This window comes from Rhizobium hidalgonense, from assembly GCF_005862185.2.
In the GTDB taxonomy this organism is placed as follows: Bacteria; Pseudomonadota; Alphaproteobacteria; order Rhizobiales; family Rhizobiaceae; genus Rhizobium; species Rhizobium hidalgonense.
Window position 1 is genome coordinate 1,993,758 of record NZ_CP054027.1, and the last position, 24,396, is coordinate 2,018,153.

The 24,396-nt window shown below is 61.9% G+C and carries 20 protein-coding genes and 1 riboswitch; of the genes, 13 read left to right on the top strand and 7 right to left on the bottom strand.

Annotated features, from left to right (window positions below; genetic code table 11):
* The first annotated feature begins 60 nt into the window (after positions 1–60).
* A riboswitch (cobalamin riboswitch) is annotated at positions 61–247 on the top strand.
* Positions 248–289: 42 nt separating this feature from the next.
* Positions 290–979, top strand: coding sequence for a 5,6-dimethylbenzimidazole synthase (bluB, locus tag FFM81_RS09510; protein WP_097532698.1), 690 nt, complete (start codon positions 290–292; stop codon positions 977–979).
* Between the two features lie 30 nt (positions 980–1,009).
* Here bluB and FFM81_RS09515 read toward each other — a convergent pair whose 3' ends face one another.
* Entirely contained in the window at positions 1,010–2,107 is a 1,098-nt protein-coding gene (locus FFM81_RS09515; protein WP_138384214.1) for a DUF2865 domain-containing protein, read from the bottom strand.
* Positions 2,108–2,256: 149 nt separating this feature from the next.
* On the opposite strand from FFM81_RS09515, the gene FFM81_RS09520 reads away from it, so the two are divergent.
* On the top strand, positions 2,257–2,790 hold the full coding sequence (locus tag FFM81_RS09520; protein ID WP_138384215.1) for a ribonuclease H family protein: 534 nt from the start codon (positions 2,257–2,259) through the stop codon (positions 2,788–2,790).
* Positions 2,791–2,805: 15 nt separating this feature from the next.
* On the opposite strand, the gene FFM81_RS09525 is transcribed toward FFM81_RS09520, so the two are convergent.
* Positions 2,806–5,118 (bottom strand): NADP-dependent malic enzyme, encoded by a 2,313-nt coding sequence (locus tag FFM81_RS09525; RefSeq protein ID WP_025416311.1) that lies wholly within the window; start codon positions 5,116–5,118, stop codon positions 2,806–2,808.
* A 249-nt stretch (positions 5,119–5,367) separates the two neighbouring features.
* Between FFM81_RS09525 and FFM81_RS09530 the strand changes: the two genes are divergently transcribed.
* Complete coding sequence (locus FFM81_RS09530; protein WP_138384216.1) at positions 5,368–6,807, top strand: FAD-binding oxidoreductase; 1,440 nt, start codon at positions 5,368–5,370, stop codon at positions 6,805–6,807.
* An 84-nt stretch (positions 6,808–6,891) separates the two neighbouring features.
* On the opposite strand, the gene FFM81_RS09535 is transcribed toward FFM81_RS09530, so the two are convergent.
* Positions 6,892–7,452, bottom strand: a complete 561-nt coding sequence (locus FFM81_RS09535; RefSeq protein WP_138384217.1) for a TetR/AcrR family transcriptional regulator — start codon at positions 7,450–7,452, stop codon at positions 6,892–6,894.
* Positions 7,453–7,684: 232 nt separating this feature from the next.
* Here FFM81_RS09535 and FFM81_RS09540 point away from each other — a divergent pair, with 232 nt between their 5' ends.
* Both FFM81_RS09540 and FFM81_RS09545 read left to right on the top strand, forming a co-directional pair.
* The gene (locus FFM81_RS09540; protein ID WP_173883771.1) at positions 7,685–8,863 is read left to right on the top strand and encodes an efflux RND transporter periplasmic adaptor subunit; all 1,179 of its coding nucleotides are present in this window, start codon (positions 7,685–7,687) and stop codon (positions 8,861–8,863) included.
* A 5-nt stretch (positions 8,864–8,868) separates the two neighbouring features.
* Complete coding sequence (locus tag FFM81_RS09545; protein ID WP_138384218.1) at positions 8,869–12,021, top strand: efflux RND transporter permease subunit; 3,153 nt, start codon at positions 8,869–8,871, stop codon at positions 12,019–12,021.
* Positions 12,022–12,078: 57 nt separating this feature from the next.
* Here FFM81_RS09545 and FFM81_RS09550 read toward each other — a convergent pair whose 3' ends face one another.
* Positions 12,079–12,828 carry a histidine phosphatase family protein gene (locus tag FFM81_RS09550; RefSeq protein ID WP_003569036.1) on the bottom strand — a complete coding sequence of 250 codons (750 nt, stop codon included), beginning with the start codon at positions 12,826–12,828 and terminating at the stop codon, positions 12,079–12,081.
* Positions 12,829–13,017: 189 nt separating this feature from the next.
* Here FFM81_RS09550 and FFM81_RS09555 point away from each other — a divergent pair, with 189 nt between their 5' ends.
* Positions 13,018–13,860 (top strand): UDP-2,3-diacylglucosamine diphosphatase, encoded by an 843-nt coding sequence (locus FFM81_RS09555; protein ID WP_003569035.1) that lies wholly within the window; start codon positions 13,018–13,020, stop codon positions 13,858–13,860.
* Between the two features lie 177 nt (positions 13,861–14,037).
* Entirely contained in the window at positions 14,038–15,255 is a 1,218-nt protein-coding gene (locus FFM81_RS09560) for an MFS transporter (RefSeq protein ID WP_003569034.1), read from the top strand.
* Here FFM81_RS09560 and dgcA read toward each other — a convergent pair.
* A complete protein-coding gene (gene dgcA / locus FFM81_RS09565; RefSeq protein WP_138384219.1) occupies positions 15,207–16,190 on the bottom strand; it encodes an N-acetyl-D-Glu racemase DgcA in 984 nt (327 codons plus the stop codon). The two genes, FFM81_RS09560 and dgcA, sit on opposite strands and share 49 nt — an antisense overlap.
* A 99-nt stretch (positions 16,191–16,289) precedes the next feature.
* Here dgcA and FFM81_RS09570 point away from each other — a divergent pair, with 99 nt between their 5' ends.
* From FFM81_RS09570 to FFM81_RS09590, 5 genes are all read left to right on the top strand, one after another.
* A complete protein-coding gene (locus FFM81_RS09570; protein ID WP_025416304.1) occupies positions 16,290–17,459 on the top strand; it encodes an MlaE family lipid ABC transporter permease subunit in 1,170 nt (389 codons plus the stop codon).
* Position 17,460: 1 nt separating this feature from the next.
* Positions 17,461–18,300 (top strand): ABC transporter ATP-binding protein, encoded by an 840-nt coding sequence (locus FFM81_RS09575; protein WP_025416303.1) that lies wholly within the window; start codon positions 17,461–17,463, stop codon positions 18,298–18,300.
* Between the two features lie 8 nt (positions 18,301–18,308).
* Complete coding sequence (locus tag FFM81_RS09580; RefSeq protein WP_025416302.1) at positions 18,309–19,679, top strand: MlaD family protein; 1,371 nt, start codon at positions 18,309–18,311, stop codon at positions 19,677–19,679.
* Positions 19,680–19,703: 24 nt separating this feature from the next.
* Positions 19,704–20,315 (top strand): ABC-type transport auxiliary lipoprotein family protein, encoded by a 612-nt coding sequence (locus FFM81_RS09585; RefSeq protein ID WP_003569028.1) that lies wholly within the window; start codon positions 19,704–19,706, stop codon positions 20,313–20,315.
* 147 nt (positions 20,316–20,462) lie between these two features.
* Positions 20,463–21,716 (top strand): sensor domain-containing diguanylate cyclase, encoded by a 1,254-nt coding sequence (locus FFM81_RS09590; protein WP_128398526.1) that lies wholly within the window; start codon positions 20,463–20,465, stop codon positions 21,714–21,716.
* 11 nt (positions 21,717–21,727) lie between these two features.
* Here FFM81_RS09590 and FFM81_RS09595 read toward each other — a convergent pair whose 3' ends face one another.
* Positions 21,728–22,603 carry a D-alanyl-D-alanine carboxypeptidase family protein gene (locus FFM81_RS09595; protein WP_025416300.1) on the bottom strand — a complete coding sequence of 292 codons (876 nt, stop codon included), beginning with the start codon at positions 22,601–22,603 and terminating at the stop codon, positions 21,728–21,730.
* Between the two features lie 387 nt (positions 22,604–22,990).
* Here FFM81_RS09595 and FFM81_RS09600 point away from each other — a divergent pair, with 387 nt between their 5' ends.
* On the top strand, positions 22,991–23,740 hold the full coding sequence (locus FFM81_RS09600; RefSeq protein WP_025416298.1) for an aminoacyl--tRNA ligase-related protein: 750 nt from the start codon (positions 22,991–22,993) through the stop codon (positions 23,738–23,740).
* 52 nt (positions 23,741–23,792) lie between these two features.
* On the opposite strand, the gene FFM81_RS09605 is transcribed toward FFM81_RS09600, so the two are convergent.
* The gene (locus tag FFM81_RS09605) at positions 23,793–24,353 is read right to left on the bottom strand and encodes a cysteine hydrolase family protein (protein ID WP_138384220.1); all 561 of its coding nucleotides are present in this window, start codon (positions 24,351–24,353) and stop codon (positions 23,793–23,795) included.
* Between the last annotated feature and the right edge of the window lie 43 nt (positions 24,354–24,396).

Consider the following 24,396-nt stretch of genomic DNA (forward strand, 5'->3'; position numbering starts at 1 on the left):
TTATTGCGCTTCGCTTTCGACTGCGCCATCGGAGCGGCCTTGCCGCAGCACCCGTTTCCTGAAATAGATGCGCCGTCAGGTGCCCGCCGTCAAAGCGGGAGAATCGGGAATCCGGTGCAAGGCCGGAACGTGCCCAACGCTGTAAGGCCGACGCTTGCCGCAACATTACGCCACTGGCTCTTGCCGGGAAGGCTGCGGCAGACGGATGACGCCAAGTCAGAAGACCGGCCTGGCAAGATAGACCCAACCCGCGCGGACGGCGGGCGGTTGCGTTGTTGGGGATTTGACGATGCGACCCTTTGATGAGGATGCCCTGTCAGTGGCGTCCGGTTTTTCCTTGGCTGAACGCCAAGCCGTTTATCACGCGATCATGACGCGGCGCGACGTGCGCAGCCAGTTCCTGCCCGACCCGTTGCCCGACGATGTCGTGGCGCGGCTGCTGACGGCCGCCCATCATGCGCCCTCCGTCGGCTTCATGCAGCCGTGGAATTTCATTCTGGTGAAAAGTCCAACTGTGCGAGCGCGCATCCGGGACGCTTTTGCCAAGGCCAACGAGGAGGCGGCATTAATGTTCGAGGGCGAGCGGCGGCAGGCCTATCGCTCGCTCAAGCTCGAAGGCATCGTCGAGGCGCCGCTCGGCATATGCGTGACCTGCGATCCCACCCGCAGCGGCAGCGTGGTGCTGGGGCGCACTCATAATCCGAGGATGGACAGCTATTCCACAGTCTGCGCGATCCAGAATCTCTGGCTAGCGGCCCGCACTGAGGGGATCGGCATCGGCTGGGTTAGCATCTTTCGGGAAGGCGACCTGAAGAGCATTCTCGGCATACCCGAGCATATCGAGGTGGTCGCCTGGCTCTGCGCCGGTTTTGTCGATCGGCTCTATGACCAGCCGGAACTCTCCGTCAAAGGCTGGCGGCAGCGGCTGCCGCTCGAGGAGCTGGTGTTTCATGATGGCTGGGGGCGCAGCGAGCGCTGAACGGCGTCGCTTCGAACGCGGCTCGGCCAATCACTGCTGTTGCGGCTGCGGTCCCGGCGTTGCCGGATTGGCGAGGTCGATCGAGCCCTGATCGCCGGCGAGGAACTGCGGGCCGACCTGGCGGACCTTGCTCTTCGTGGGGTCGTAGGGACGTTCCGGAACCGATGGCTGCGGCGCGGCGGCCGCAGCGGCATCCTTCGCCGGCGGATTGGTGTGGATGGTGGTGATCGAGCCCTGCTGCGGCGGTTGGCTCACCGCCTGCTTGCCGCGCATCTCGTCGTAATAGGCGGTGAGATTGCAGGCGCAGGAGGTCTTTTCGCCAGGTGTGCGGTTCTTGTAGGCAAAGGCGTTCTTCATGGCGCTGTAGGGCGTGCCGGTTGCAACCGAGATCATGTTCGAGGCCTCGGTACTCGTCACGTCGCGATAGAAGAGTTCCGTCTCGATGCCGGGGCACATCTTGGCGCAGGTCTCGGCGTCGCGGCCGAAATCGACCGAGGTGGCGTTCGAGCTGATCGGAAAGAAACCACCGTCGCAGCTGCGCACGCACATGGTGCTGACAGGCGACATCATGTCGGCCCGCGGCAGGCCGTAACGCGGGTCGACCTCTCCACCGCCGCCGAGCGGGATGAAGGTATCGGAGCGCATTGCCTGTTCCTCGACGCTCGGAGCGGGGTCGTTGGCGCGACGCTCGTCGGGCGCATAGAAGTTTTCGCTGTTGCAGCCGTTGCGGTCGAGCGCGGCAATCAACTCGCGGCGGGCGCCGTCATCACCGCCGCCCTGGGCGCGCAGCTCGGCGCGGCGGTCCTGGAGATAACGGATATTGTCGATCATCCGGGCTTCGGCCTGCGAGAGCTCGTCGCAATAATCGGCACTTTCGCCGCCGATCACCACCATGCTGCCGGAGGTGCAGCCGTAGCTGCGCAGGTCGTTGCGAACCTTGCGCAGTTCAAGGTTCTGCTCGGCCATGGCGCTGGCATATTGGCGGGCTTCCGGGCCGTTGCCGTTGCCGATCGATCGCGGCAGGTCGGCGAGGCGGCCGCGCAGATCCTCGCAGATGACGCTGGTCTGCGCGGCGGCGGGCGCCGCGATGGCAAGAAGAAGCGCAAGAGACAGGTTTCGGCGTTTCACGGCTCGTTCCGGATGAGAAAGTGTCGATGGTCACTGGCGACTTCAACCGGCCGCGCGTTTTCCCTTAACGTGTTTCTCTTAATAAGCTCAGATGAAATCCTAGCGTATTTTCGCGACCTTATCCAGTAATCGCCCGAGACCCGGTGAAAATGACAGGCATTCCCGACGAGATCCGATCCTCCGCACCGGCATCAGGCGCACCGGGCTCCCAACACGGCCTTCACGTCTTCGCGGACGGTTGTTACGAGCCCGGTTCCGGGCATGGAGGATGGTCGTTTATCGCTTATCGCGATGCGGTGGAAATTGCCGCCGATTACGGTGGCGTTGAAGATTCCAGCAATAATGCGATGGAATTGACCGCCGTTCTCAAGGCAGCCATGTGGATCAATAGCCAAACAACTGGCGAAGCCGCGGTCATCTGGTCGGATTCCATCTATGCCGTCAAAGGCTGCAACAGCCGGCGACATATCTGGAAGAACAACGACTGGAAGAAAAGCGGCCCGAACGGGAATGGGCGAAGGCGAACGATCGACAATGCGGAACTCTGGAAAGCGGTCGATCTTCAGCTATCCCGGAACGCCCTGGTGAGCATTGCCTGGTGCAAGGGCCATTCGGGAATTATCGGCAACGAACGCGCGGATGTGCTCGCGGACAATGGGCGCTTGTCGATCCCGGGTGGCTGATATGTTCGCAGCCGGCTATGCCGGCTGCGACGCCTCGACGACGGCCAGCGCCGCCATGTTGACGACACCGCGGGAGGTGACCGAGGGCGCGAGGATGTGGGCGGGCAGGGCGGTGCCGAGCAGGATCGGGCCGACATGCAGGCCGTCGGTCATCGACTTCACCACACCAAGCGTGATGTTGGCGGCGTCGAGGTTCGGGAAGACCAGCAGATTTGCTTCATCGTGCAGCGTCGTATCCGGCATGACACGTTTGCGCAGCGCTTCGGTGATAGCGCTTTCGCCATGCATTTCCCCATCGACCTCGAGATCGGGCGCGGTGTCGCGCACCAGCTGCAGGGCGTTGCGCATCTTCGTGGCGCTTTCGGATTCGCGCGAGCCGAAATTGGAATGCGAGACGAGCGCAGCACGCGGGGTGATGCCGAAGCGGCGGATTTCCTCGGCCGCCAGCACCGTCGACTCGGCAACTTCCTCAGCGCTCGGATTGAAGGTGACGTAGGTGTCGGTGAAGAAGGTGGCGCCGCGCTGCGAGATCATCAGGCTGAGGGCGGAGAAATCGCGGACATCCTTGCGTTTGCCGATGATCTGGCGGACGTCGCGCAGATGCTTTTCGTAGCGGCCTTCCAGGCCGCAGATCAGCGCATCGGCCTCGCCGCGCCTGAGCGCCAGCGCGCCGATGACGGTGGTATTGGTACGCACGATGGTGCGCGCGGCTTCCGGGATGACACCGCGGCGGCCGACGAGGGAGAAATAGAGATCGACATATTCGCGGAAGCGCGGATCGTCTTCCGGATTGATAACTTCGAAATCCTGCAGCGGCCGGATGCGCAGGCCGTAGCGCTTCAGGCGCGTCTCGATGACCTGCGGGCGGCCGATCAGGATCGGTTCGGCGAGGCCTTCTTCGAGCAGCACCTGGGCGGCGCGCAGCACACGTTCGTCCTCCCCTTCGGAGAAGATGACACGCTTGCGCTCTGCGGCCTTTGCCGCGGCGAAGATCGGCTTCATGACGAAGCCGGAGCGGAAGACGAAGCGGTTCAGCTGATCGAGATAGGCGTCGAAATCCTGGATCGGCCGGCGCGCCACGCCGCTCTGTTCGGCAGCCTTGGCGACCGCAGGCGCAATGCGCAGGATGAGGCGGGGATCGAAGGGCGAGGGGATCAGGTAATCCGGGCCGAAGACCGGGGTCTCGCCGGAATAGGCGCGGGCGGCGACATCGGACGGTTCTTCGCGGGCCAGGGCGGCGATGGCGCGCACGGCGGCCATCTTCATTTCCTCATTGATCGTCTCGGCGCCGCAATCGAGCGCGCCGCGGAAGATATAGGGGAAGCAGAGGACGTTGTTGACCTGGTTGGCGAAATCCGAACGGCCGGTGCAGATCATCGCGTCGGGACGGGCGGCGCGGGCAAGGTCCGGCATGATCTCCGGCGTCGGATTGGCGAGCGCCATGATCAGCGGCTTGTCGGCCATCTGCGCCAGCAGCTCCGGCTTCAGCACGCCGGCGGCCGACAGGCCGAGGAAGACGTCGGCGCCGCCGATATTTTCGGCCAGCGTGCGCGTGTCGCTCTTCTGGGCATAGACGGATTTCCATTCGTCCATCAGCTCGGTGCGGCCCTCATAGACGAGGCCTTCGAGATCGTGGACCCAGATGTTTTCGCGTTTTGCTCCGAGAATGACCAGCAGGTTCAGGCAGGCAAGGGCGGCGGCCCCGGCGCCGGAGGCGACGATCTTGACGTTTTCGATCGCCTTGCCGGCGAGTTCCAGCCCGTTGAGGATGGCGGCGGCGACGATGATCGCCGTGCCGTGCTGGTCGTCGTGGAAAACAGGGATCTTCATCTTTTCGCGCAGGCGCCGCTCCACCTCGAAACATTCCGGCGCCTTGATGTCCTCGAGGTTGATGCCGCCGAAGGTCGGCTCCAGCGAGGAGACGGTCGAGACCATCTGGTCGACGCTTGCCGCGTCGATTTCGATATCGAAGACGTCGATGCCGGCGAATTTCTTGAAAAGCACGGCCTTGCCCTCCATGACCGGTTTGGAGGCCAGCGGACCAATATTGCCGAGACCGAGCACGGCGGTGCCGTTGGAGATGACGGCAACGAGATTGGCGCGCGAGGTATATTCGGCCGCCATTTCCGGATTGTCGCGGATGGCAAGGCAGGGGGCGGCGACGCCGGGGGAATAGGCAAGTGCGAGGTCGCGCTGGTTGCCGAGCGGCTTGGTCGCCTGGATCTCCAGCTTGCCGGGGCGCGGATAGCGGTGGAAGAACAGCGCCTGCTCGTCGAGATCGCCGCTCGTCAGGTTCTTGTCCGTTTTGGATTTTTCCTGGTGATCCATTGCCGCCTCCGTGCACGTCTTTTTGGGAGTTCCCTCCATACATCAATCGGATACGGGCGACAGTATGGAAATGAGGGCTGGGAGAAGTTTTCGTGAGGTGGGCATTCGTGGGATACCCCGGCTTGACCAGCGTACGAATCGCCGCGTGCGCCGCGGCTAGCTAATCCCTTTGGAAAACTTGTTTGACGGCCGCTGCAAGCGCAAGATGCGGCCGCGACGGTGCGGGGCGCCGGTCGCATGGAGGAAATCATGGACAATTTGAACCTGACGACCCTGCAAAAGGGGCAGACGATGGTCAATGACGTGGCCATCGATGCGTTTGCCGCCGGATTTCGCGGCAATCTCCTGACCAGCAAGGATATGGATTACAACGAGGCTAGGGCGATCTGGAATGCGATGATCGACCGGCGGCCCGGGCTGATCGCGCGTTGCGCCGGCGCTGCCGATGTCGTGCGCGCCGTGCGGTTTGCACGCGACAATAATCTGCTCGTTTCGGTGCGTGGCGGTGGGCACGGCATTGCCGGCAACGCTGTCTGCGAGGGCGGCGTCGTCATCGACCTGTCGGCGATGAAATCGGTGCGGGTCGACCCGGAGATACGTCGCGCCAGGATCGAGCCAGGCGCAACGCTTGCCGATGTCGACCAGGAAACGCTGGCCTTCGGGCTGGTGCTGCCGACCGGCATCAATTCCACCACCGGCATCGCCGGTCTGACGCTCGGCGGCGGCTTCGGCTGGCTGACCCGCAAATTCGGGCTGACGATCGACAATCTGGTCTCGGTCGATGTGGTGACGGCCGATGGCGAGCTGGTCAAGGCGAGCGAGACGGAAAGGCCGGACCTCTTTTGGGCCTTGCGCGGCGGCGGCGGCAATTTCGGCGTCGTCACCTCCTTCGAGTTTCAGCTCAACCCGCTCAATACCGAGGTCCTCGCCGGGCTGGTGGTGCATCCTTTTGCCGATGCGGAAAAGGTGTTGAGGGAATATCGGCAGGCGCTCGAAGCGGCACCCGATGAACTGACCTGCTGGGTGGTGATGCGCCAGGCGCCGCCGCTGCCCTTCCTGCCGGCCGAATGGCACGGCAAGGAAATCGTGGTGCTCGCCATGTGCTATTGCGGAGACATCGCGGCGGGGGAAAAGGCGACGGAAAGATTGCGGGCAATCGGAAAACCGATCGCCGATGTCGTCGGCCCGGTGCCGTTCACCGGCTGGCAGCAGGCATTCGATCCGTTGCTGACGCCAGGTGCGCGCAACTACTGGAAGAGCCAGGATTTCGCCTCGCTTTCAGATGCGGCGATCGAGGTGCTGGTCGACGCCGTGCGCAAGCTGCCGGGGCCGGAGTGCGAAATATTCGTCGGCCATGTCGGTGGTGCGGCCGGCCGCATTCCCACCGAAGCCACCGCATTTCCGCAGCGCAGCTCGCATTTCGTCATGAATGTGCATGCGCGCTGGCGGGAGGCGGGGATGGATGCAGGCTGCACCGGCTGGGCGCGTGAGCTGTTCGAGGCAACCAAGCCGCATGCAGTCGGCACCGCCTACATCAACTTCATGCCTGAGGATGAGGCCGATCGGGTTGAAATGGCTTACGGCGCCAATTACGCCCGGCTTGCCGAAATCAAGCGGCACTACGATCCGAACAACCTGTTTCGCATGAACCAGAATGTGAAGCCGATGGCGGCGGTGCGGGCTGCCTGAGGGTCGGAGCTTTCCGAGTTGAAGTCTCCGCCGCGCGTTCAGTTTGACGCGCGGCCCTCATGGCAGTGACGAGCCGGCTGATTGTCACTTATCGGTGAGTTCGATCAGTTCCTGCAATAGACTGGCGTCGTCGGAACCCGCATGGTCGTCGGGCCTGAGGACATGGGCAAGCCATGCCCCGTCCGCGGCCAGGCGCACGATTTCCAGCCGGATTCCCGTGTCGGTCGCGGCGTGCTTGACGAGGCGGTCATTCATCCATCGGTGCCAGAGGCTTTTGGAGTAGGGGTCGGCAAGCACGGTCATGGTCTGCGCCGACCATGGGCTGTTGTTTTGCGCGCGGTCGGCAAACAGGGTGCGGACATAGGCGCGGGTGAATGTGCCGTGGCCGCCCTCGTCCTTTTCCAATTCCTCGTCGATCTCGCGATCCAGGTTTTCCATCATCCCGTCGAAGACGGCCTCGATGAGAGCCTGCTTGTTGGGAAAATGATGAAACAGGCCGCCCTTGGTCACACCGGCAGCAGTGGCGACCGCCTGCAGGCTGACGGCGGAAAGACCATGTTTGAGCGCCAGTTTCGTGGCGCAGTCGAGAAGAGCCTGCCGCACAACATCAGGCTGTTTCTTTCTGTTCCGAGGGCTATCTATCAATGGACGATCCGTATTCGTGCGGCGCTTCGTGACGAGGTGCCCAAGAAGTCAGTATCATTCTCGGGATCGCAGTGTCACGGGAAACTCGTAAGGTGATTTCACTATCATACCAACCGGTAGGTATCTTGAAAATCGAAAAAATATCGATTACCTGTCGGCTGAGGAGGCCCGCCGAACGTCATTTCGGCGGGCTGTGCTTTTTTGGACCTCAGCGGGACCATCAGGAAGGCTTATGAACATGCTTTTTCATACGAAATCATTGCGTTGCGCGCTAGTGCTGGCGCTGATCGTCGCCGTCGGCCTGCCGGCTTACGCTCAGGAAGGCGGCGCCATGCCGCCGGCCGCCGTCAGCGTGCTGACGCTTAACGCACGTCCGGTTCCCGTCGTCAGCGAATTGCCCGGGCGCATTGCCGCGACGCGGGTTTCGGAGGTGCGGGCCAGAGTTTCCGGCATCCTGCAGCAGCGGGTCTTCGAGCAGGGCAGCCTCGTTCACCAGGGCGACGTGCTCTACCGGATCGATCCGGCGCTGTTTCGGGTCCGGGTGGCAAGCGCCGAGGCAAGCCTCGAGCGCGCCAAGGCGACGCAGACCAACGCCCGCCTGCAGCTCGACCGCCAGAAGTCGCTGCGCGACCGCGATGTCGCAAGCGGTATCGAATATGATACGGCGGCTGTCGCCCTTGCCCAGGCCGATGCCGATGTGGCGCTGGCGCAGGCAGCGCTCGACGAGGCGAAGATCAATCTCGGCTATACCGAAGTCCGGGCGCCGATCTCAGGCATCATCGGCGGTGCGCTGGTAACCGAGGGCGCACTGGTGACGGCCGATGCCGGCGATGCGTTGGCGTTGATCCAGCAGATCGACCCGGTCTATGCGGACTTCACACAATCCTCCGGCGACTTGCTGGCGCTGAAGCGGGCGGTCGAAAACGGCAGCCTCGCCTCGACGGAACCAGGCAAAGCCGACATCAAGCTGATCTTCGACGACGGCACAGTCTACAGTCAGTCCGGAAAGCTGCTCTTCAGCAGCGCCAGCGTCGATGCGACGACCGGCCAGGTCACCCTGCGCGGCGAATTCCCCAATCCGAAGGGTGATCTGCTGCCGGGCCTTTACATCAGGGTCCGCATCGAACAGGCCGTCCGCGAGAAGGCGATCCTCATCCCGCAACGCGCCGTCATCCGCGCGGCCGACGGCAAGGCGCAGGTCTATGTCGTCGAGCAGGGAGATGTGGCGCAGCCGCGCGACGTCGAGCTCGGTCAATCCTCCGGCAATGAATGGGTGGTCGAAAGCGGCCTGTCCGCGGGCGAGCGCCTCGTCGTCGACGGTGTGCAGAAACTGCAGCCGGGTGCCAAGGTCGCGCCGGAAGAGTGGCGTAGCGGCGAAGTCGCGTCCGGCGACGCCAAGAAGCCGGAGTAAGATCGATGGCACGTTTCTTTATCGATCGCCCGATCCTTGCCTGGGTCTTTGCGATCTTCATCTCCATTGCCGGCCTGATCGCGCTGCCGTTTCTGCCGGTCGCCCAATATCCGAAGGTCGCACCGCCGCAACTCAGCATCACCACCAGCTATCCCGGCGCATCGCCGCAGGACATCTATCAGGGTGTCACCCGTCAGATCGAGGAAGAGCTGAACGGGGTCGAGCACCTTTCCTATTTCGAATCGACCTCCGACACTTCGGGTGCGATGACGATCACCGCGACCTTTGCAGCCGGCACCGATATCGACCAGGCTTCGGTCGACGTTCAGAACGCCATCCGCCGGGTCGAACCGCGGCTGCCGCAGTCCGTCAAGGATCAGGGCATCACGGTCGAGGAGGCGTCGTCAGGCTTCCTGATGTTCATCTCGCTGACATCGACGGACGGGAAGACCGATGAGGTGGCGCTCGGCGACTATCTCAACCGAAATGTCATCGGCGAGCTGCGCCGTCTTGACGGCGTCGGCCGCGCGCAGCTGTTTGCATCGCAGCGGGCGATGCGCATCTGGATCGATCCCGACAAAATGGTTGGCCTCAACCTCACGGCATCCGATATCAGCACGGCGATTTCGGCGCAGAATGCCCAGGTCGCGGCAGGCCAGATCGGCGCGGCGCCCAATCCGATCTCGCAGGACCTGACGGCGACGGTGCTGGTCAAGGGTCAGCTGACCGATACCAAGGAGTTCGGCGATATCGTTCTGCGCGCCAATGCCGACGGCTCGAACGTCAGGCTGAGCGACGTCGCGCGCATCGAAGAAGGCAGCGAGAGCTACAGCTTTTCCACCCGGCTGAACGGCCAGCCGAGTGCTGCCATCGCCATCCAGCTGTCGTCGACCGGCAATGCCGTCAGCACCTCCAATCTGGTCAAGGCGAAGATGGAGGAGTTGTCACGATTCTTCCCTGAGGGCGTTGAATATTCCGTTCCCTACGACACCAGTCCGTTTGTGTCCGCATCGATCGAGAAGGTGGCGCATACGCTCGCCGAAGCCGTCGCGCTCGTTTTCATCGTCATGCTCATCTTCCTGCAGAGCTTCCGCTACACCATCATTCCAACGCTTGTCGTACCCGTCGCTCTGCTCGGCACGCTTGCAGTGATGTTTGCCGCAGGCTTCTCGATCAACGTGCTGACGATGTTTGCGATGGTGCTTGCCATCGGCATTCTTGTCGACGACGCCATCGTCGTGGTCGAAAATGTCGAGCGGCTGATGGCGGTGGAAGGGCTGTCGCCGAAGGAGGCGACCAAAAAGGCGATGCGGCAGATCACCGGCGCCATCCTCGGGATCACGCTGGTGCTCTCCTGCGTCTTCGTGCCGATGGCGTTCTTCCCGGGCTCGACCGGCATCATCTACCGCCAGTTCAGCCTGACCATGGTCGTCTCGATCTTGTTTTCGGCCTTCCTGGCACTGTCGCTGACGCCGGCGCTCTGCGCCACCTTCCTGAAGCCGATCAAAGGCCATCACGAGAAGAAGGGTATTGCCGGCTGGTTCAACCGCAATTTCGACCGGCTGACCGGCCGTTATGCCCGCACCGTCGGCGGACTGGCCAAGCGATCCTGGCGGGTGATGGCCGTCTATGTCGCGCTGGTCGTCGGGCTCGGTTATCTCTTCGTCAACCTGCCGAGCAGCTTCGTGCCGGATGAGGACCAGGGCTTCCTGATCGTCGACGTGCAGGGACCGCCTGAGGCGAGCCGCAACCGCACGGTGGCCTCGCTCGAAAGCATCGAGACGATCTTCAAGAAGGAGCCGGCGGTAGCCAACGTCGTCGCCATTCAGGGCTTCAGCTTTTCGGGGCAGGGGCCGAATGCCGCCCTGGTGTTCGTCACCCTCAAGGACTGGGCCGAACGCGGCGCAGGCAATTCGGTGCAGGAGATCTCCAACCGCACCAATATGCAGCTATTCGCGTTGAAGGATGCGACATCCTTCGCGCTGTCGCCGCCGCCGATCGAAGGCTTCGGCACCACCAACGGGTTCACCTTTCGCCTGCAAGACCGCGGGGGCAAGGGCCAGGCGGCACTGACCGAGGCCGCAGGAATGCTGCTCGGCAAAGCATCTCAGAACCCCATCATCGCCGGGATCCGTCCGGAAGGCATGCCGGATTCGGCCCAGCTGGTGCTGGTCATCGACCGCGAAAAGGCAAATACCTTCGGCGTCGCCTTCGCCGACATCAACAACACGATCACCTCCAACCTCGGTTCGAGTTATGTCAACGACTTCCCGAATTCGGGCCGCATGCAGCGCGTCATCGTGCAGGCGCAGGACAAGAGCAGACTTCAGGCCGAAGACCTGATGAAGCTCAATGTCCGCAATGCGAGCGGCGGCATGGTGCCGCTGTCATCCTTCGCGGTGGCCGAATGGCAGAAGGGACCGGCGCAGATCGTCGGTTATAACGGCTATCCCTCGGTTCGCATTTCGGGCGCCCCGGCCCCCGGATATTCATCGGGTGCGGCGATCGCAGAAATGGAACGGCTGGCCTCGGAGCTTCCCGACGGTTTCGGCTTCGAATGGACCGGCCAGTCGCTGGAAGAACTGAGATCGGGATCGCAGGCGCCGTTCCTGTTCGGCCTCAGTATCCTTTTTGTCTTCCTGCTGCTGTCGGGACTTTACGAGAGCTGGTCCATTCCGCTGTCGGTGATGCTGGTCGTCCCGCTCGGCGTGTTCGGCTGCGTGCTCGCGGTGATGAGCCGCGACATGTCCAACGACATCTACTTCAAGGTCGGTCTGATCGCGATCATCGGATTGTCGGCGAAGAACGCCATCCTGATCGTCGAATTCGCCAAGGACGGCTTTGCCGAGGGGAAATCGCTGATGGATGCCGCGATCGAAGGCGCTCGTCTTCGCTTCCGGCCGATCATCATGACCTCGCTCGCCTTCACCTTCGGGGTGGTGCCTCTGGCGATCGCCACCGGGCCAAGCGCCGCCAGCCAGAACGCGATCGGCACCGGCGTGCTCGGCGGCATGGTCTCGGCAACGGTGCTGGCGATCTTCTTCGTTCCCGTCTTCTTCGTCTTCGTGCTGCGTCTGTTGAGGACGAGACGGCCGGAGGCGGCGAAGGAGGAGGCTTCGGCGGGGCAGGAACCGGCGACGGTGACGTCGCCGACGTAAATGACGCGTCACCTCACGTGAAGAGTTGGCGGGTTGCCTTTGTAACCCGCCGGAGACCTACCCGGCGGTCTTCGGGGTGATTGTCACGTCGGCGCCATAGGCATCGCGCAGATCATCTTCCTGTCCCGGCTGCCGGTCAGCGGCCTGGTGCAACAGGATCGACTCGTATCCTTGCAAGCGCGTCCCTTCAATCAGCGTGACATCGGCGTTTCCGGGGTTGTCGGAACGCTCGAACCACTCGACAGGGCGGTGCAGAAAATTCATTTCGACCGCCCGGTTGGTGACGCCATGGCCGACGATGACGACGTTGTCGCTGCTGTTTTCGGCCTCGCGCATGACGGTCTGAAGGAAGAGGCGCACCCGCTGGGCCACATCCGCCCGGCTTTCGCCATCCGGCGGCCGCGCGTAGAACTTGCCGCTGTTGCTGCGTAGCCTTGCCCATTTTTCGAATTCTTCGGGAAATTTCTGCTTTTGTTCGGCGTGGTCATAGATTTCGGTGAAAAGACCGAAATCCTGCTCGCGCAGCAGGTAATCCTCCCGGATCTCGCCGACGACGCTTTCCGGCAAGGCTGTGAGCAGGGCATCCTTGCTCTGCCGTGTCCTGAGGAATGGCGAGTACCAGATCTGCAGCTTGCCGAAATCCGCGCCCGGCAATGCCTTCAAATAGGAGGCGATGGCGCCGCCGGCTTCCACCGCCTGGCGATGGCCCCATTGCGTCAGCGGCACGTTGTGATCGCCGAATTGGCGATAGGCCCGTTCGTTGAGGTTGCCGAGAGATTCGCCGTGGCGAACGAGAAAGAGACGCATCAGCCATCCCGCATTGTCGGATATGGAATCGCCGTCATCATGAACGCGCGCGATGGAGAGGGCAACATTGCCGGGAGGAAGCAGCCGACGATACGCTAGCTGCTTGCGTGGGATGGGGTTTGCAGGGCTTTTTCCCCAGTTTGTCATCTTCCTGAAACACGAGTCTGGTTTTGGAAGGCTAGATGAAAGATGGGGCATGAGCAGCAGCTCATGATAGACATGATGGAACCCAGACATTTCCGCACGCTCTTCATTTCCGATGTCCATCTCGGCTCGAAGGCCGCGAAGGTTGATTTCCTCCTGGATTTCCTGCGCCACCACGAGGCCGATACGATCGTTCTCGTCGGCGACATCGTCGACGGCTGGCGCCTGAAGCGCAGCTGGTACTGGCCGCAGGTCTGCAACGATGTCGTTCAGAAGCTTCTGCGCAAGGCGCGCAAGGGCACGCGCGTTGTCTATATTCCCGGCAATCACGACGAATTCCTACGCGATTTCCCAGGCATGCATTTCGGCGGCATCGAGGTCGTCGATCGCATGATGCATGACGGCGCCGACGGCAAAAAATACCTGATCCTGCACGGCGACGAATTCGACGTCGTCGTCCGCAACGCGCGCCTGCTCGCCTATCTCGGCGACTGGGCCTACGACACGGCGATCCGCATCAACATCCTCTTGGCCGCCGTTCGCCGCCGCCTCGGCATGCCCTACTGGTCGTTCTCGGCCTGGGCGAAGCTGCAGGTCAAGCATGCTGTCAACTTCATCGGCGAGTTCGAGCGCGTCGTTGCAGAGGAAGCCCGCAAGAACGGCGCCGACGGCGTGATCTGCGGACACATCCATCATGCCATCATCCAGGATATGGACGGCATCCGCTATATCAATACCGGCGATTGGGTTGAAAGCTGCACGGCGGTCGCCGAACATGAGGACGGCACCTTCGAACTGATCACCTGGCGGGCGCTCGCCAGCAGCGTGCCGGCGCTTGTTGCCCTCGAGCATCTCGAAGATGCAAAACTGGCCCCCCAGGCTGCTTGATTTTGGCCGCGTGATTTTGGCGCCGGCGTATCCGCGCCGCGCTCCCAGTGATTTAGCCGTTACCGCCAGGTGACAGGCCCCATTATTTTCTAAAACGTTTCAGTGAGGCTATTTCTCGCAATAGTCGCTTCCAGGGTGGTGTGTTAGGACAACGATCAGTTTCCTTCAGGTCCACCGATGATTCCCGCTCAACATTCCCCGAGTGAGGGAGCGCCGCCGCGCTTCCGGCTGCTCAGTGCGCTTTCCTATTGCGCCCCGCTGCTCGTCAACGGCATCGTTCTGCCGTTCTTTCCGGTCTGGCTCGCGACCCACAGCTTCAGCGACCACGAGATCGGCATCATCCTTGCCATACCGATGGTGGTTCGCGTGCTGGTGGCGCCTGTCGTGGCCATGATCGCCGACCGTCTGAAGGAACGCGCCGACGTGCTGCTCTGGTCGGGCGGCCTGTCGCTGCTGACGGCGATCGCGCTTTTCTGGACGACCAGCTTCTGGCCCGTGACTATCGTTTACGCGCTGCAGGGCGCCACCTTCGCGCCCTATGTGCCCGTCGTCGAATCGATCGTCATTTCGGGCGTGCGCCGCTGGGGGCTCGATTACGGGTCGATGCGCGTTTGGGGCTCGATCGCCTTCATCGTCTCGACGCTGGTCGGTGGCCAGATGGTCAGCCGGTTCGGCGGCGGAATGGTGCTTGTCGTCATGGTGTTCGGCTTTGCCATGACCGTTGTTATGGCGATCTTCTGTCCGCGCATCGGGCCGACGCGGCGCCGCGGCCAGCCGATCAACATTCCAGCCGCTACCGGCAGCGGGCTGCGCGAGCCGCATTTGCTGCTGCTTTTGATCGGTGTCGCCATCCAGCAGTCGAGCCATGCGGTACTCAACGCCTTCTCCTCGATTTATTGGCATCAGCTAGGCTTTTCAGGCGCTCAAGTCGGCCTGCTCTGGAGCGCCGGCGTTGCTTCCGAGGTGACGGTGTTCTTCCTGTCGAAGCGCCTCAACCGGCGCTTCAACGCCTGGACGCTGATCCGCTTCGGCTGTGCCGTCAGCGTCTGCCGCTGGATCCTGTTTCCCATGAATGCGGGTTTTGCCGGTTTTTTCCTGCTGCAGTGTTTTCACGGCTTCACCTATGCCTTCGTGCATACGGGCGTGCAGCGGCGGATCATGGCGACGGTGCAGGAGACGCAGGAATCCTCGGCGCAAGGCGCCTATTTCTTCTATGTCGGCATGGCGATGGCGCTGATGACGCTGGCGTCGGGTTATCTCTATGCCTGGCTCGGCGTCGTCAGCTATTACGTCATGGCGCTGGTCGCATTCTCCGGCCTCGGCCTTGTCATCTTGGCCTACTACCTTCAGCCCCAAAGCGTGCTTTCGGGCGGAAAGACCAGGGAAGCGGCGTAGCGCAGGCCGGGTTCGCGATCGCGGGCAAGCAGCAGCGGACCGTCGAGATCGACGAAATCGGCATTCTGGGCGAGCAGCACGGCGGGCGCCATTGCCAGCGAGGTGCCGACCATGCAGCCGATCATGATGCTGAATCCGAGGCGTTCGGCCTCGGCCTTCATCGCCAAGGCTTCCGTCAGGCCGCCCGTCTTGTCGAGCTTGATGTTGATCGCGTCGTAGCGGTCGGCAAGGCTTGCGAGATCACCGGTATGGTGGACGCTTTCGTCGGCGCAGACCAGCAGCGGCCGGCGGATTTCAGCAAGCAGCGCATCGCGGCCGGCCGGCAGCGGCTGCTCGACGAGAGCCACACCCGCTTCCGCAGCGATATGGAGATGGCGTTCCAGCACCGCTTCCGGCCAGCCCTCATTGGCATCGAGGATGATGGCGGCGTCGGGTGCGGCCGCACGGACGGCGCGGATGCGGCTTTCATCGTCGCCGGTTCCGACCTTCACCTTGAGCAGCGCGCGGCCGGCATGTTCGCGCGCCTGGGCGGCCATCACCTCCGGTTCACCAAGCGAGATGGTGTAGGCAGTTGTGAGCGGCTTCTGATCGGCAAGGCCGAGACGAGCCGCGACGCTTTCGCCCGTTCGTTTCGCTTCGAGGTCCCAGAGGGCGCAATCGACGGCATTGCGAGCAGCGCCCGGCGGCATCGCCGACAAAAGGTCGCGGCGCGAGATGCCGGCCTCGACCAGCGGACGCGCGGCCTCGATCTGGGCGAACACGCTCTCCATGGTCTCGCCATAACGGCGATAGGGCACGCATTCGCCAAGCCCGCGCGCACCGTCTTCGGCGAGCGCGCAGGTGATTACCTCGGCCTCGGTCTTGGCGCCGCGCGAGATGGTGAAGCTCCCGGCAATCGGAAAGGAATTCATCTGAATATCGAGGCTGCGCGGCATTATTGCTGTCCTGCGAGCATGGAAATTGCAGCCTGCTTCTGTATATTGACGCGCCGGCGCCGAACCATCGTTCGCGATTCGGCAATGTCGCTGCAAGCCTTGAAAGACATAAGTATCTTGAACGCCGAGAATCGCAACGTTGCCTCACTTGAAGTGGACGACCATGCCGATGGTTCGGGGCAGCATGTTCGTCTCAAGGGCAACTGGCGCAGTGCCTATGTGCATTTCGTGCTGCGCGACTTCGAAAAGCTCCTGCACCAGAAGGCCGGCGATCTGACGGTCGATCTCTCCGACATTTCCGATATCGATACCGCCGGCATCTGGCTGCTGTGCCGGCTGAAGAAGGAAGAGGAGGCGGCCGGGCGAACGGTGCGTTTCGAAGGCACCAATCCGCATATCGACGAAATGCTGGAGATGTTTTCCGAGGAGCCGGCCAAACCGGAGCCGGAGCAGAGGGAGAGGGTCTCGCTTGTCGCGCGCATCTTCGTGCCGATCGGCAAGATGACTTACGATCTCTGGGACAATCTGGCCGCCTCGATGTATATCCTCGGCTCCGCCGTGCGCGGCGCGCAGATGAAATTCGGGCGCGGCAGCGGTGTTTCGCCGGCTTCGATCGTCAACCAGATCGACCATATGGGCGTTCGCGCCGTTCCGATCATCCTTCTGATGTCGTTTCTGATCGGGGCGATCATCGCCCAGCAGGGCGCCTTCCAGCTGCGTTATTTCGGCGCTGAAGTCTTCGTCGTCGATCTCGTCGGCATCCTGCAATTGCGCGAAATCGGCGTGCTGTTGACCTCGATAATGATCGCCGGTCGTTCGGGCAGCGCGATCACCGCCGAAATCGGCTCGATGAAGATGCGCGAGGAGATTGACGCGCTGAAGGTGATGGGGCTGAACCCGATCGGCGTGCTGATCTTCCCGCGGCTGGTGGCGCTGACCATTGCGCTGCCGCTTCTGACAGTGCTGGCAAATTTCGCCTCGCTCGCCGGTGCGGCCGCCGTCGCCTGGGGCTATTCCGGCATCACTTTCGCCAACTTCCTGTCGCGCCTGCACGAGGCGGTAACGCTGTCGACGGTTCTGTCAGGCATGATCAAGGCGCCGTTCATGGCACTGGTCATCGGCATCGTCGCCGCCGTCGAAGGGCTGAAGGTCGGCGGCAGCGCGGAGTCGCTCGGCCAGCATGTAACGGCCGCGGTGGTGAAGGCGATTTTCGTCGTCATCCTGATGGACGGGCTTTTTGCGATGTTCTATGCAGCGATCGACTTCTAGCATGGTAAACCGCGTGGAAAAACCGACCGATACCGAAGACAGGAACGAGAGGGATATCGTGCTCTCGGCGCGCGACGTCACCGTCGCCTTCGGCTCCAAGGTGGTGCTCGACAATCTCAACCTGAATATCTATCGCGGCGAGATCCTCGGCTTTGTCGGCGCGTCGGGCACCGGCAAATCGGTACTGATGCGTACGGTGCTGAGGCTGCTGCCGCGCCGCTCCGGCACGATCAAGATTCTGGGCCAGGATTTCGACGAACTCACCGAACCGCAGCGTAACGCGCTCGATATGCGGCTCGGCGTGCTGTTTCAGCAGGGGGCGCTGTTTTCGTCGCTGACGGTCAAGGAAAACATCCAGGTGCCGATGCGCGAATATCTCGACCTGCCCCGCTCGCTGATGGACGAACTGGCGCATTTGAAGATCCGCATGGTGGGCTTGGCTGCCGATGCCGCCGACAAATACCCGTCCGAACTTTCAGGTGGCATGATCAAGCGCGCGGCGCTCGCCCGTGCGCTGGCACTCGATCCCGAACTGGTCTTCCTCGACGAGCCGACCTCGGGTCTCGACCCGATCGGCGCTGCCGAATTCGACGAGCTGATCGCCAACCTTCGCGATAGTCTGGGACTGACCGTGTATATGGTGACGCATGATCTCGACAGCCTGTTTTCGGTCTGTGACCGTATTGCCGTGCTCGGAAAGAAACGGGTAATGGTGGAAGGCACGATCGACGACATGCTGGCCTATGACGATCCCTGGGTGCAGGCCTATTTCAAGGGTAAACGGGCGCGCTCGATCGTGCCGCAGGACAATGGCGCGCGGCACGGCGTGAGCGGGAAGTGATCGGATAAATGGAAACCAAAGCCAATTACACGATTGTCGGTTTTTTCACGGTGCTGGTGATCGCGGCGGCCTTCGGCTTCGTCTACTGGATGGCCGAATATGGCCGCGGCGGCCCGATGACCGAGCTGATCGTGCGTATTCCGGGCTCGGCCAATGGCCTCAGCGTCGGCTCGCCGGTGCGCTTCAACGGCATCCAGATCGGCTCGGTGCAGACACTGTCGATCGACGCCGACGATCCGCAATATTCGCTGGCTTTCACCCAGGTGCGCACCGACGCGCCGATCTACCCCTCGACCAAGGCCGCTCTTGAAATTCAGGGCCTGACCGGGGCCGCCTATATCGAATTGTCGGGCGGCCGCAAGGGCGAGGAAAGCATCCTCCAGCACGCGATCGACAACGGCAAACGCGCCGTCATCGTCGCCGATCAGTCGAGCGTCACCAATCTTCTGGCGACCGCCGACAAGATCCTCGATCGCGCCAATGACGCAGTCGGCGAACTTCAGGGCTTCATCCAGGATTCACGTGCGCCGCTGACCCAGACATTCAAGAATGCAGAGACCTTCTCGGATGCGCTGGCCAAGAATTCCGACAATATCGACGCCTTCCTGCAAAGCGTCGGTGAGCTCTCCAATACGGTGAAGGCCGTCTCCGGCCGCGTGGATTCGACACTGCAGGCGGTGGAATCGCTGGTCAAGGCTGTCGACGCCCAGAAGATCGACAACATCGTTTCCAACGCCGAGAAGATCACCGCCAATGTCGCCGATGCCTCTGGCGAGCTCAAGGGGGCGGTCCAGAAGTTCGACCAGACGGCCACCACCTTCAACGATTTCGGCAAGCAGGCACAGGCGACGCTCGACCGCGTCGACACGCTCGTCGCCCAGATCGACCCCGCCAAGGTGAAGGGCTCGGTCGACGACATCGCCCAGGCGACCAAGGATGCGCGCACCGCCGTCGCCTCGATTCGTGATGTCGCCGATACGGTTTCGGCCCGCAAGAAAGATATCGACCAGACGATTCAGGACGTCTCGCAGCTTACCAACAAGCTGAATTCGGCCTCGACCCGTATCGACGGCATTCTCATCAAAGTCGATGCGCTGCTCGGCACCGACAATACGCAATCGATGTTTGCACAAGCGCGCGAAACGCTGGAATCCTTCAAGAAGGTCGCCGACAATTTGAATTCGCGAATCGGTCCGATCGCCGATAATCTGCAGAAATTCTCAAGCGGCGGTTTGCGCGATGTGCAGACTCTCGTCAACGACATGCGCGGAACCGTGAATAATCTGAACGATACGATCACCAACTTCGACCGCAATCCGCAACGCCTGATCTTCGGCGGAGACACGGTCAAGCAGTACGACGGCCGGACGCGGCGTTAACAGGGAAAGTCAGGGTAGCCGAATATGGTCGCATCGCATCTGTTGTCGCGCCGTTCGTGGATCAGGGGAACGGTGATCGCGCCGCTGCTGACGGCGCTGATCCTTTCGGGGTGTGGTACCGCGGCCAAGAACGATACCTATGACCTATCTGCCGCCGTCGACGGTGACGGACCCGCGGCCAAATCCCGCCAGATCCTGATCGCCAGCCCGACGGCGCTGAAGGCGCTCGACAGCGAACAGATTGTCATCCGCGTTTCGCCTTCGGAAATCCAGTATCTGTCGCGGGCGCAGTGGGGCGACAAGCTACCGCGCATAGTCCAATCGAAATTGGTGGAGGCCTTCGAGAATTCCGGCAAGGTTGGCGGCGTCGGCATGCCGGGGCAGGGGCTGGCGATCGATTACCAGATTGTCACCGATGTCCGCTCTTTCGAGATCGATGCTTCGAACGGCAACCAGGCGGTGGTCGAAATCTCCGCGAAGATTCTCAACGACCGCAACGGCTCGGTCCGCGCCCAGAAGGTGTTTCGCGCCATGGCGTCGGCCGGTGGCGACAATGTCGGCTTTGTCAAGGGCCTCGACCGCGCCTTCTCCACGGTGGTCTCCGAGATCGTCAGCTGGACGCTGCGCTCAATCTGAGATGGCGTTTGGCCACCATTGCGTCGCCATTGAGGGTTGCCTGTTCTGAAAAATATTCGGCCCCAAAAGCTTGGGGCTGTCATCGTATTCAATTTCTTCACGAATTTGTGGAACGCATCATGACATCGCTGTCAGGAGGCATGCTGCATGGTGGTCGCACGCGTATTCGGAAAGTCGTCATCAGAAGCCATCCAGCGCGACAATGCTCGCCTGGCTGCGCTGCAGCAACTCGACATTCTCGACACACCGAGGGACGAAGGTTTTGAGCGGATCGTCCGCCTGATAAAGCAAATATTTTCCATCGACATCGGCATCGTCTCCCTGATCGATGCGCACCGGCAATGGTACAAGGCCTGCTCCGGCCTCTCAGCCGACGAAGTGTCGCTTGAAGACACGTTCTGCCGTTGCGTGGTGGACTGTGACGAGCCTGTTATCGTGCAGGACGCCACCAAGGATGCACGGTTTTCAAAACATCCTGCGGTGACCGGCGAGGATCATATCCGCTTTTACGCCGGCGTGCCGCTCCGAACGAAGGACGGGCATATGATCGGAACGGTCTGCGCGATCGATCGCCGGCCAAGGTCGTTCGGCAGCAGAGATCTCGACATTCTCCAGGAGTTGGCGGGGGCGGCGATGGACCGCATCGAACTCGTGCAGTCGGCCGCCACCGACAGTCTGACCGAGGCGATGACGCGGCGCGCCTTCAAGCAGGAAGCCGACCAGCTGATTTCGGTCGCTTTGCGGCACCAGCATGACCTGGCCTGCATCGCCTTTGATATCGACCATTTCAAGCGGGTGAACGATACGCATGGGCATGCCGCGGGCGATGCGGTTCTCAAGGCGGTCGCCTCGACCTGCAAGTCGACCCTTCGCGCCGGTGATCTGTTCGGGCGGATCGGGGGCGAGGAATTTGCCGTCATCCTGCCGCATGTCGATCGGGAAGGGGCTGTCGCCGTCGCCGAGAAACTCCGGGCCGCCATCGCCGCGCAGTCCATTCGCGGCGATCACGGCGCCTTGAATGTCACGGCGAGCTTCGGAACGTCGGCGCTCTCGATGGTCAGCAAGGAGATCGAGACGCTATTGGCTCAGGCGGATGCCGCAATGTATCAGGCCAAACATTCCGGGCGAAATCGTTGCGTGTCATGGAGTTCCATCCATGCGGATCATGCTATCGGCGCGCGGCGGCGGGTGCTGAAGGCGGGTTCGATCCTGTTCAACGATCGACGCTCGACCATCGACTGCACCGTCAAATCCATCGGCTCGGAAAGCGCCGGCATTTCGGTTTCCAATTCGGCCGGCATTCCTTCCGAGTTCATTCTTGCCATCAAGGGAGAAGGATTCGAAACGAATTGCCGGGTGATTGCCCAGGACCGGCAGCACCTGGAAGTGGCTTTCAGATAGCAGACCCAGGCCTACTTCGTCGGTTGTGTGTCCGTCATCGTCGCTCCCAGCTGGGTGCCTGGCGTTGTGGAAGCTGTCGCATTCGATGACGAGGACAGGGTGCTGTCCAGCAGGCCTGCCATCTTGTCGTCGCGCAGGCTTGCCGTCTTTTCGCCCATCACGACGCCGACGACGCGGCGGCCGTCCTTCAGCGCCGACGTTACGACATTATAGCCCGATGCATCGGTATAGCCGGTCTTGATGCCGTCGACGCCTTCATATCGATACATCAGGTTGTTGTGGCCGCGCAGCTTCATGCCGCGGAACTGAAAGCCGCGCATGGAGAAGAGCTTGAACTCCTCCGGAAAGTCCCGCATCAGCGAAACGCCGAGGGTTGCCATGTCACGCGCCGAGGTGACCTGCTCCGGATCGGGCAGGCCCGAGGGATTCTTAAAGACCGTATTCGACATGCCAAGTTGGTGCGCTTTGTCGGTCATGACAGTGGCAAAAGCCTGTTCGGAGCCGCCGAGCTGTTCGGCAATCGCCACGGCAGAGTCGTTGGCGGATAAGACGACGATGCTTTCGACCGCTTCGCGCAACGTTACCTGGCGGCCGGCGCCGACGGCGAGCTTGAATGGCTCCTTGCTCTCGGCATTTTCCGACATGGTGAGCTTCTGGTCCCATTTGAGCCGTCCCTCATGCAGGGCCTCGAAGGCGAGATAGAGCGTCATCATTTTGGTCAGTGACGCCGGATAGTTCAACTCATCCTGATTGGAGGCTTCGAGAACCTGACCGGATTGCGCATCGACGACGAAGCTTGCCTGGCCGGCTTGAGCCAGGGTGAAAGCGCCCGTCAGCAAGGCGGAGGAGAGCGCGGTGGCAAGGAGCCGGGAGGTCGTCTTGGTCATCGATATTACTGTCTCTGTCGTTGAGCGGTGGGCTCTGTCGTTGGACGGCGGGTGAGCCATTGGCTAAACGCAAGCGGATCGAGAAAGTTTGTGACGAAATGAAGGACAGGCGGCAATAAAAAAGCCCATCCACAGCTGATTCATTTTGTCTCACCGTCTTGGGTTTTGACAATGGCGCTAGCGGCACGTAGAAATTCAACATGAGCATGAAGCGCGCGCCTTTCTCCCGCCATATCGGCACCTGCCTGCAGGTCGCGATTGTGCGCGCTTTTGACGGACGAGGTCTCCGCGTCCTGCTGTGACGTGCGGGCGCTCTGAGCGTCCGGCGCGCGGCTGGACGTAAAGCCCCTCACCACGTCAATCAACGCTGCCAGGGAGACAGGCACCGTGCTCAATCTTTATCATGTCAATTCGCTCGTCCATTGGGAGGAGCGCGAGATCCATCTGCGCGATCATATGATCGGCTTTTTCTCGCAAGAGGTCCGCAGTTTTCTCAGATCCATCAATCCGGCCTGGGATATCAGAAGAGTCGAGGCGCCGGCGCTGATGCCGCGGTCGCTGGTGTCAAGCGCCTATTCGAATGCCGATATCTGGGTTCAGGAGGCGCTCTCAGCCGGGGATACAACATTGGTGCTGAGGCCTGAGACGACGCCGTCGACCTATGCCTATATGCAGCATATTCTCGGCAATCACTCAAAGACGCGGCTGCCGCTCTGTATCTGGCAGGCCGGCCGGTCCTATCGCCGTGAGCAGGAACAGCCGACCAAACATATGCGGCTGAAGGAGTTCTGGCAGATCGAATTCCAATGTGCCTTCACGGCCGACAGCGGCAACGACTATCACGCCGCCTGCCTCGAACCGGTGCGCCGCATGATCGCCTCGCTGATCCGTCTGCCGACGCGGATCGTCGCCTCCGACCGGCTGCCCGCCTATTCCGAGGTGACGATGGATATCGAGGTCGACAATGGCGACAAGTGGATGGAGGTCTGCTCGATTTCGCGGCGCACCGATTTTCCGCAGCGCTACCGGTCGCAACCCAAGAAGGGAGCGGCCATAGATCACGACGTCCTCGTGCTCGAAATCGCCATCGGCCTCGATCGATGCGTTTACAATTGGAGCATAGCAGCCGAACGGTGAAAGACAGACGATCGGGACCGCCTGGCGGTCCCGGTCTTTCCGTGGCCAAGGCTTATGAAAAGGTGATCCCGGCGGCCGGACGGATGTCTACCGTCGCCTTGCCCGCGTCGAAACCGTCGAGCGTTTCATTGTGGTGGGCGATAATCTCGGAGAAGGTGAGGGTTGCCGTATCGCCGGTGGTGTGACCATCGGCAATCAACGTCACGTCATATCCGAGGGAAACGGCGCGCCTGACCGTCGTGTCGACGCAGAATTGCGACATGCAGCCGCCGATAACGAGGTGGGTGACCGAGCGTTCGTTCAGACGTTCGGCCAGATCGGTCTCGAAGAATGAGTCGGCGCTTTTCTTGCGGACGACGACCTCGCCTGGTTTCGGCGCAATCTCCTGACGCAACGCCCATCCTTCCGTGCCGACGGCCAATCGGTGGCCGCTGCCGCCGTCATGTTGGACCAGCACGACCGGCGCGGTCGCCTGCCTCGCCTTTTCCTGGAGCGATGCGAGCCGGGCGACGGTCTCGTCCAGCGCGGCATCGATATGCGGTTGGCGCTCAGGCCCGGCTTTTCCGGAAAGAATTGCATTCTGCACGTCGATGATCAGCAGGGCCTTGGTCATTTCGGATACCTCACCATAGGCGTTCTCGGTCGCGCCCTTCCGA

What these genes read in the sequence shown, in the direction of transcription:
- FFM81_RS09530 (WP_138384216.1), top strand. Translation starts at nt 5,368, where the DNA reads ATGGACAATTTGAACCTGACGACCCTGCAAAAGGGGCAGACGATGGTC.
- FFM81_RS09580 (WP_025416302.1), top strand. Translation starts at nt 18,309, where the DNA reads ATGGAAACCAAAGCCAATTACACGATTGTCGGTTTTTTCACGGTGCTG.
- FFM81_RS09525 (WP_025416311.1), bottom strand. Translation starts at nt 5,118, where the DNA reads ATGGATCACCAGGAAAAATCCAAAACGGACAAGAACCTGACGAGCGGC.
- FFM81_RS09595 (WP_025416300.1), bottom strand. Translation starts at nt 22,603, where the DNA reads ATGACCAAGACGACCTCCCGGCTCCTTGCCACCGCGCTCTCCTCCGCC.
- FFM81_RS09590 (WP_128398526.1), top strand. Translation starts at nt 20,463, where the DNA reads ATGGTGGTCGCACGCGTATTCGGAAAGTCGTCATCAGAAGCCATCCAG.
- FFM81_RS09555 (WP_003569035.1), top strand. Translation starts at nt 13,018, where the DNA reads ATGGGGCATGAGCAGCAGCTCATGATAGACATGATGGAACCCAGACAT.
- dgcA (WP_138384219.1), bottom strand. Translation starts at nt 16,190, where the DNA reads ATGCCGCGCAGCCTCGATATTCAGATGAATTCCTTTCCGATTGCCGGG.
- bluB (WP_097532698.1), top strand. Translation starts at nt 290, where the DNA reads ATGCGACCCTTTGATGAGGATGCCCTGTCAGTGGCGTCCGGTTTTTCC.
- FFM81_RS09545 (WP_138384218.1), top strand. Translation starts at nt 8,869, where the DNA reads ATGGCACGTTTCTTTATCGATCGCCCGATCCTTGCCTGGGTCTTTGCG.
- FFM81_RS09585 (WP_003569028.1), top strand. Translation starts at nt 19,704, where the DNA reads ATGGTCGCATCGCATCTGTTGTCGCGCCGTTCGTGGATCAGGGGAACG.
- FFM81_RS09575 (WP_025416303.1), top strand. Translation starts at nt 17,461, where the DNA reads ATGGTAAACCGCGTGGAAAAACCGACCGATACCGAAGACAGGAACGAG.
- FFM81_RS09520 (WP_138384215.1), top strand. Translation starts at nt 2,257, where the DNA reads ATGACAGGCATTCCCGACGAGATCCGATCCTCCGCACCGGCATCAGGC.
- FFM81_RS09540 (WP_173883771.1), top strand. Translation starts at nt 7,685, where the DNA reads ATGAACATGCTTTTTCATACGAAATCATTGCGTTGCGCGCTAGTGCTG.
- FFM81_RS09550 (WP_003569036.1), bottom strand. Translation starts at nt 12,828, where the DNA reads ATGCGTCTCTTTCTCGTTCGCCACGGCGAATCTCTCGGCAACCTCAAC.
- FFM81_RS09605 (WP_138384220.1), bottom strand. Translation starts at nt 24,353, where the DNA reads ATGACCAAGGCCCTGCTGATCATCGACGTGCAGAATGCAATTCTTTCC.
- FFM81_RS09560 (WP_003569034.1), top strand. Translation starts at nt 14,038, where the DNA reads ATGATTCCCGCTCAACATTCCCCGAGTGAGGGAGCGCCGCCGCGCTTC.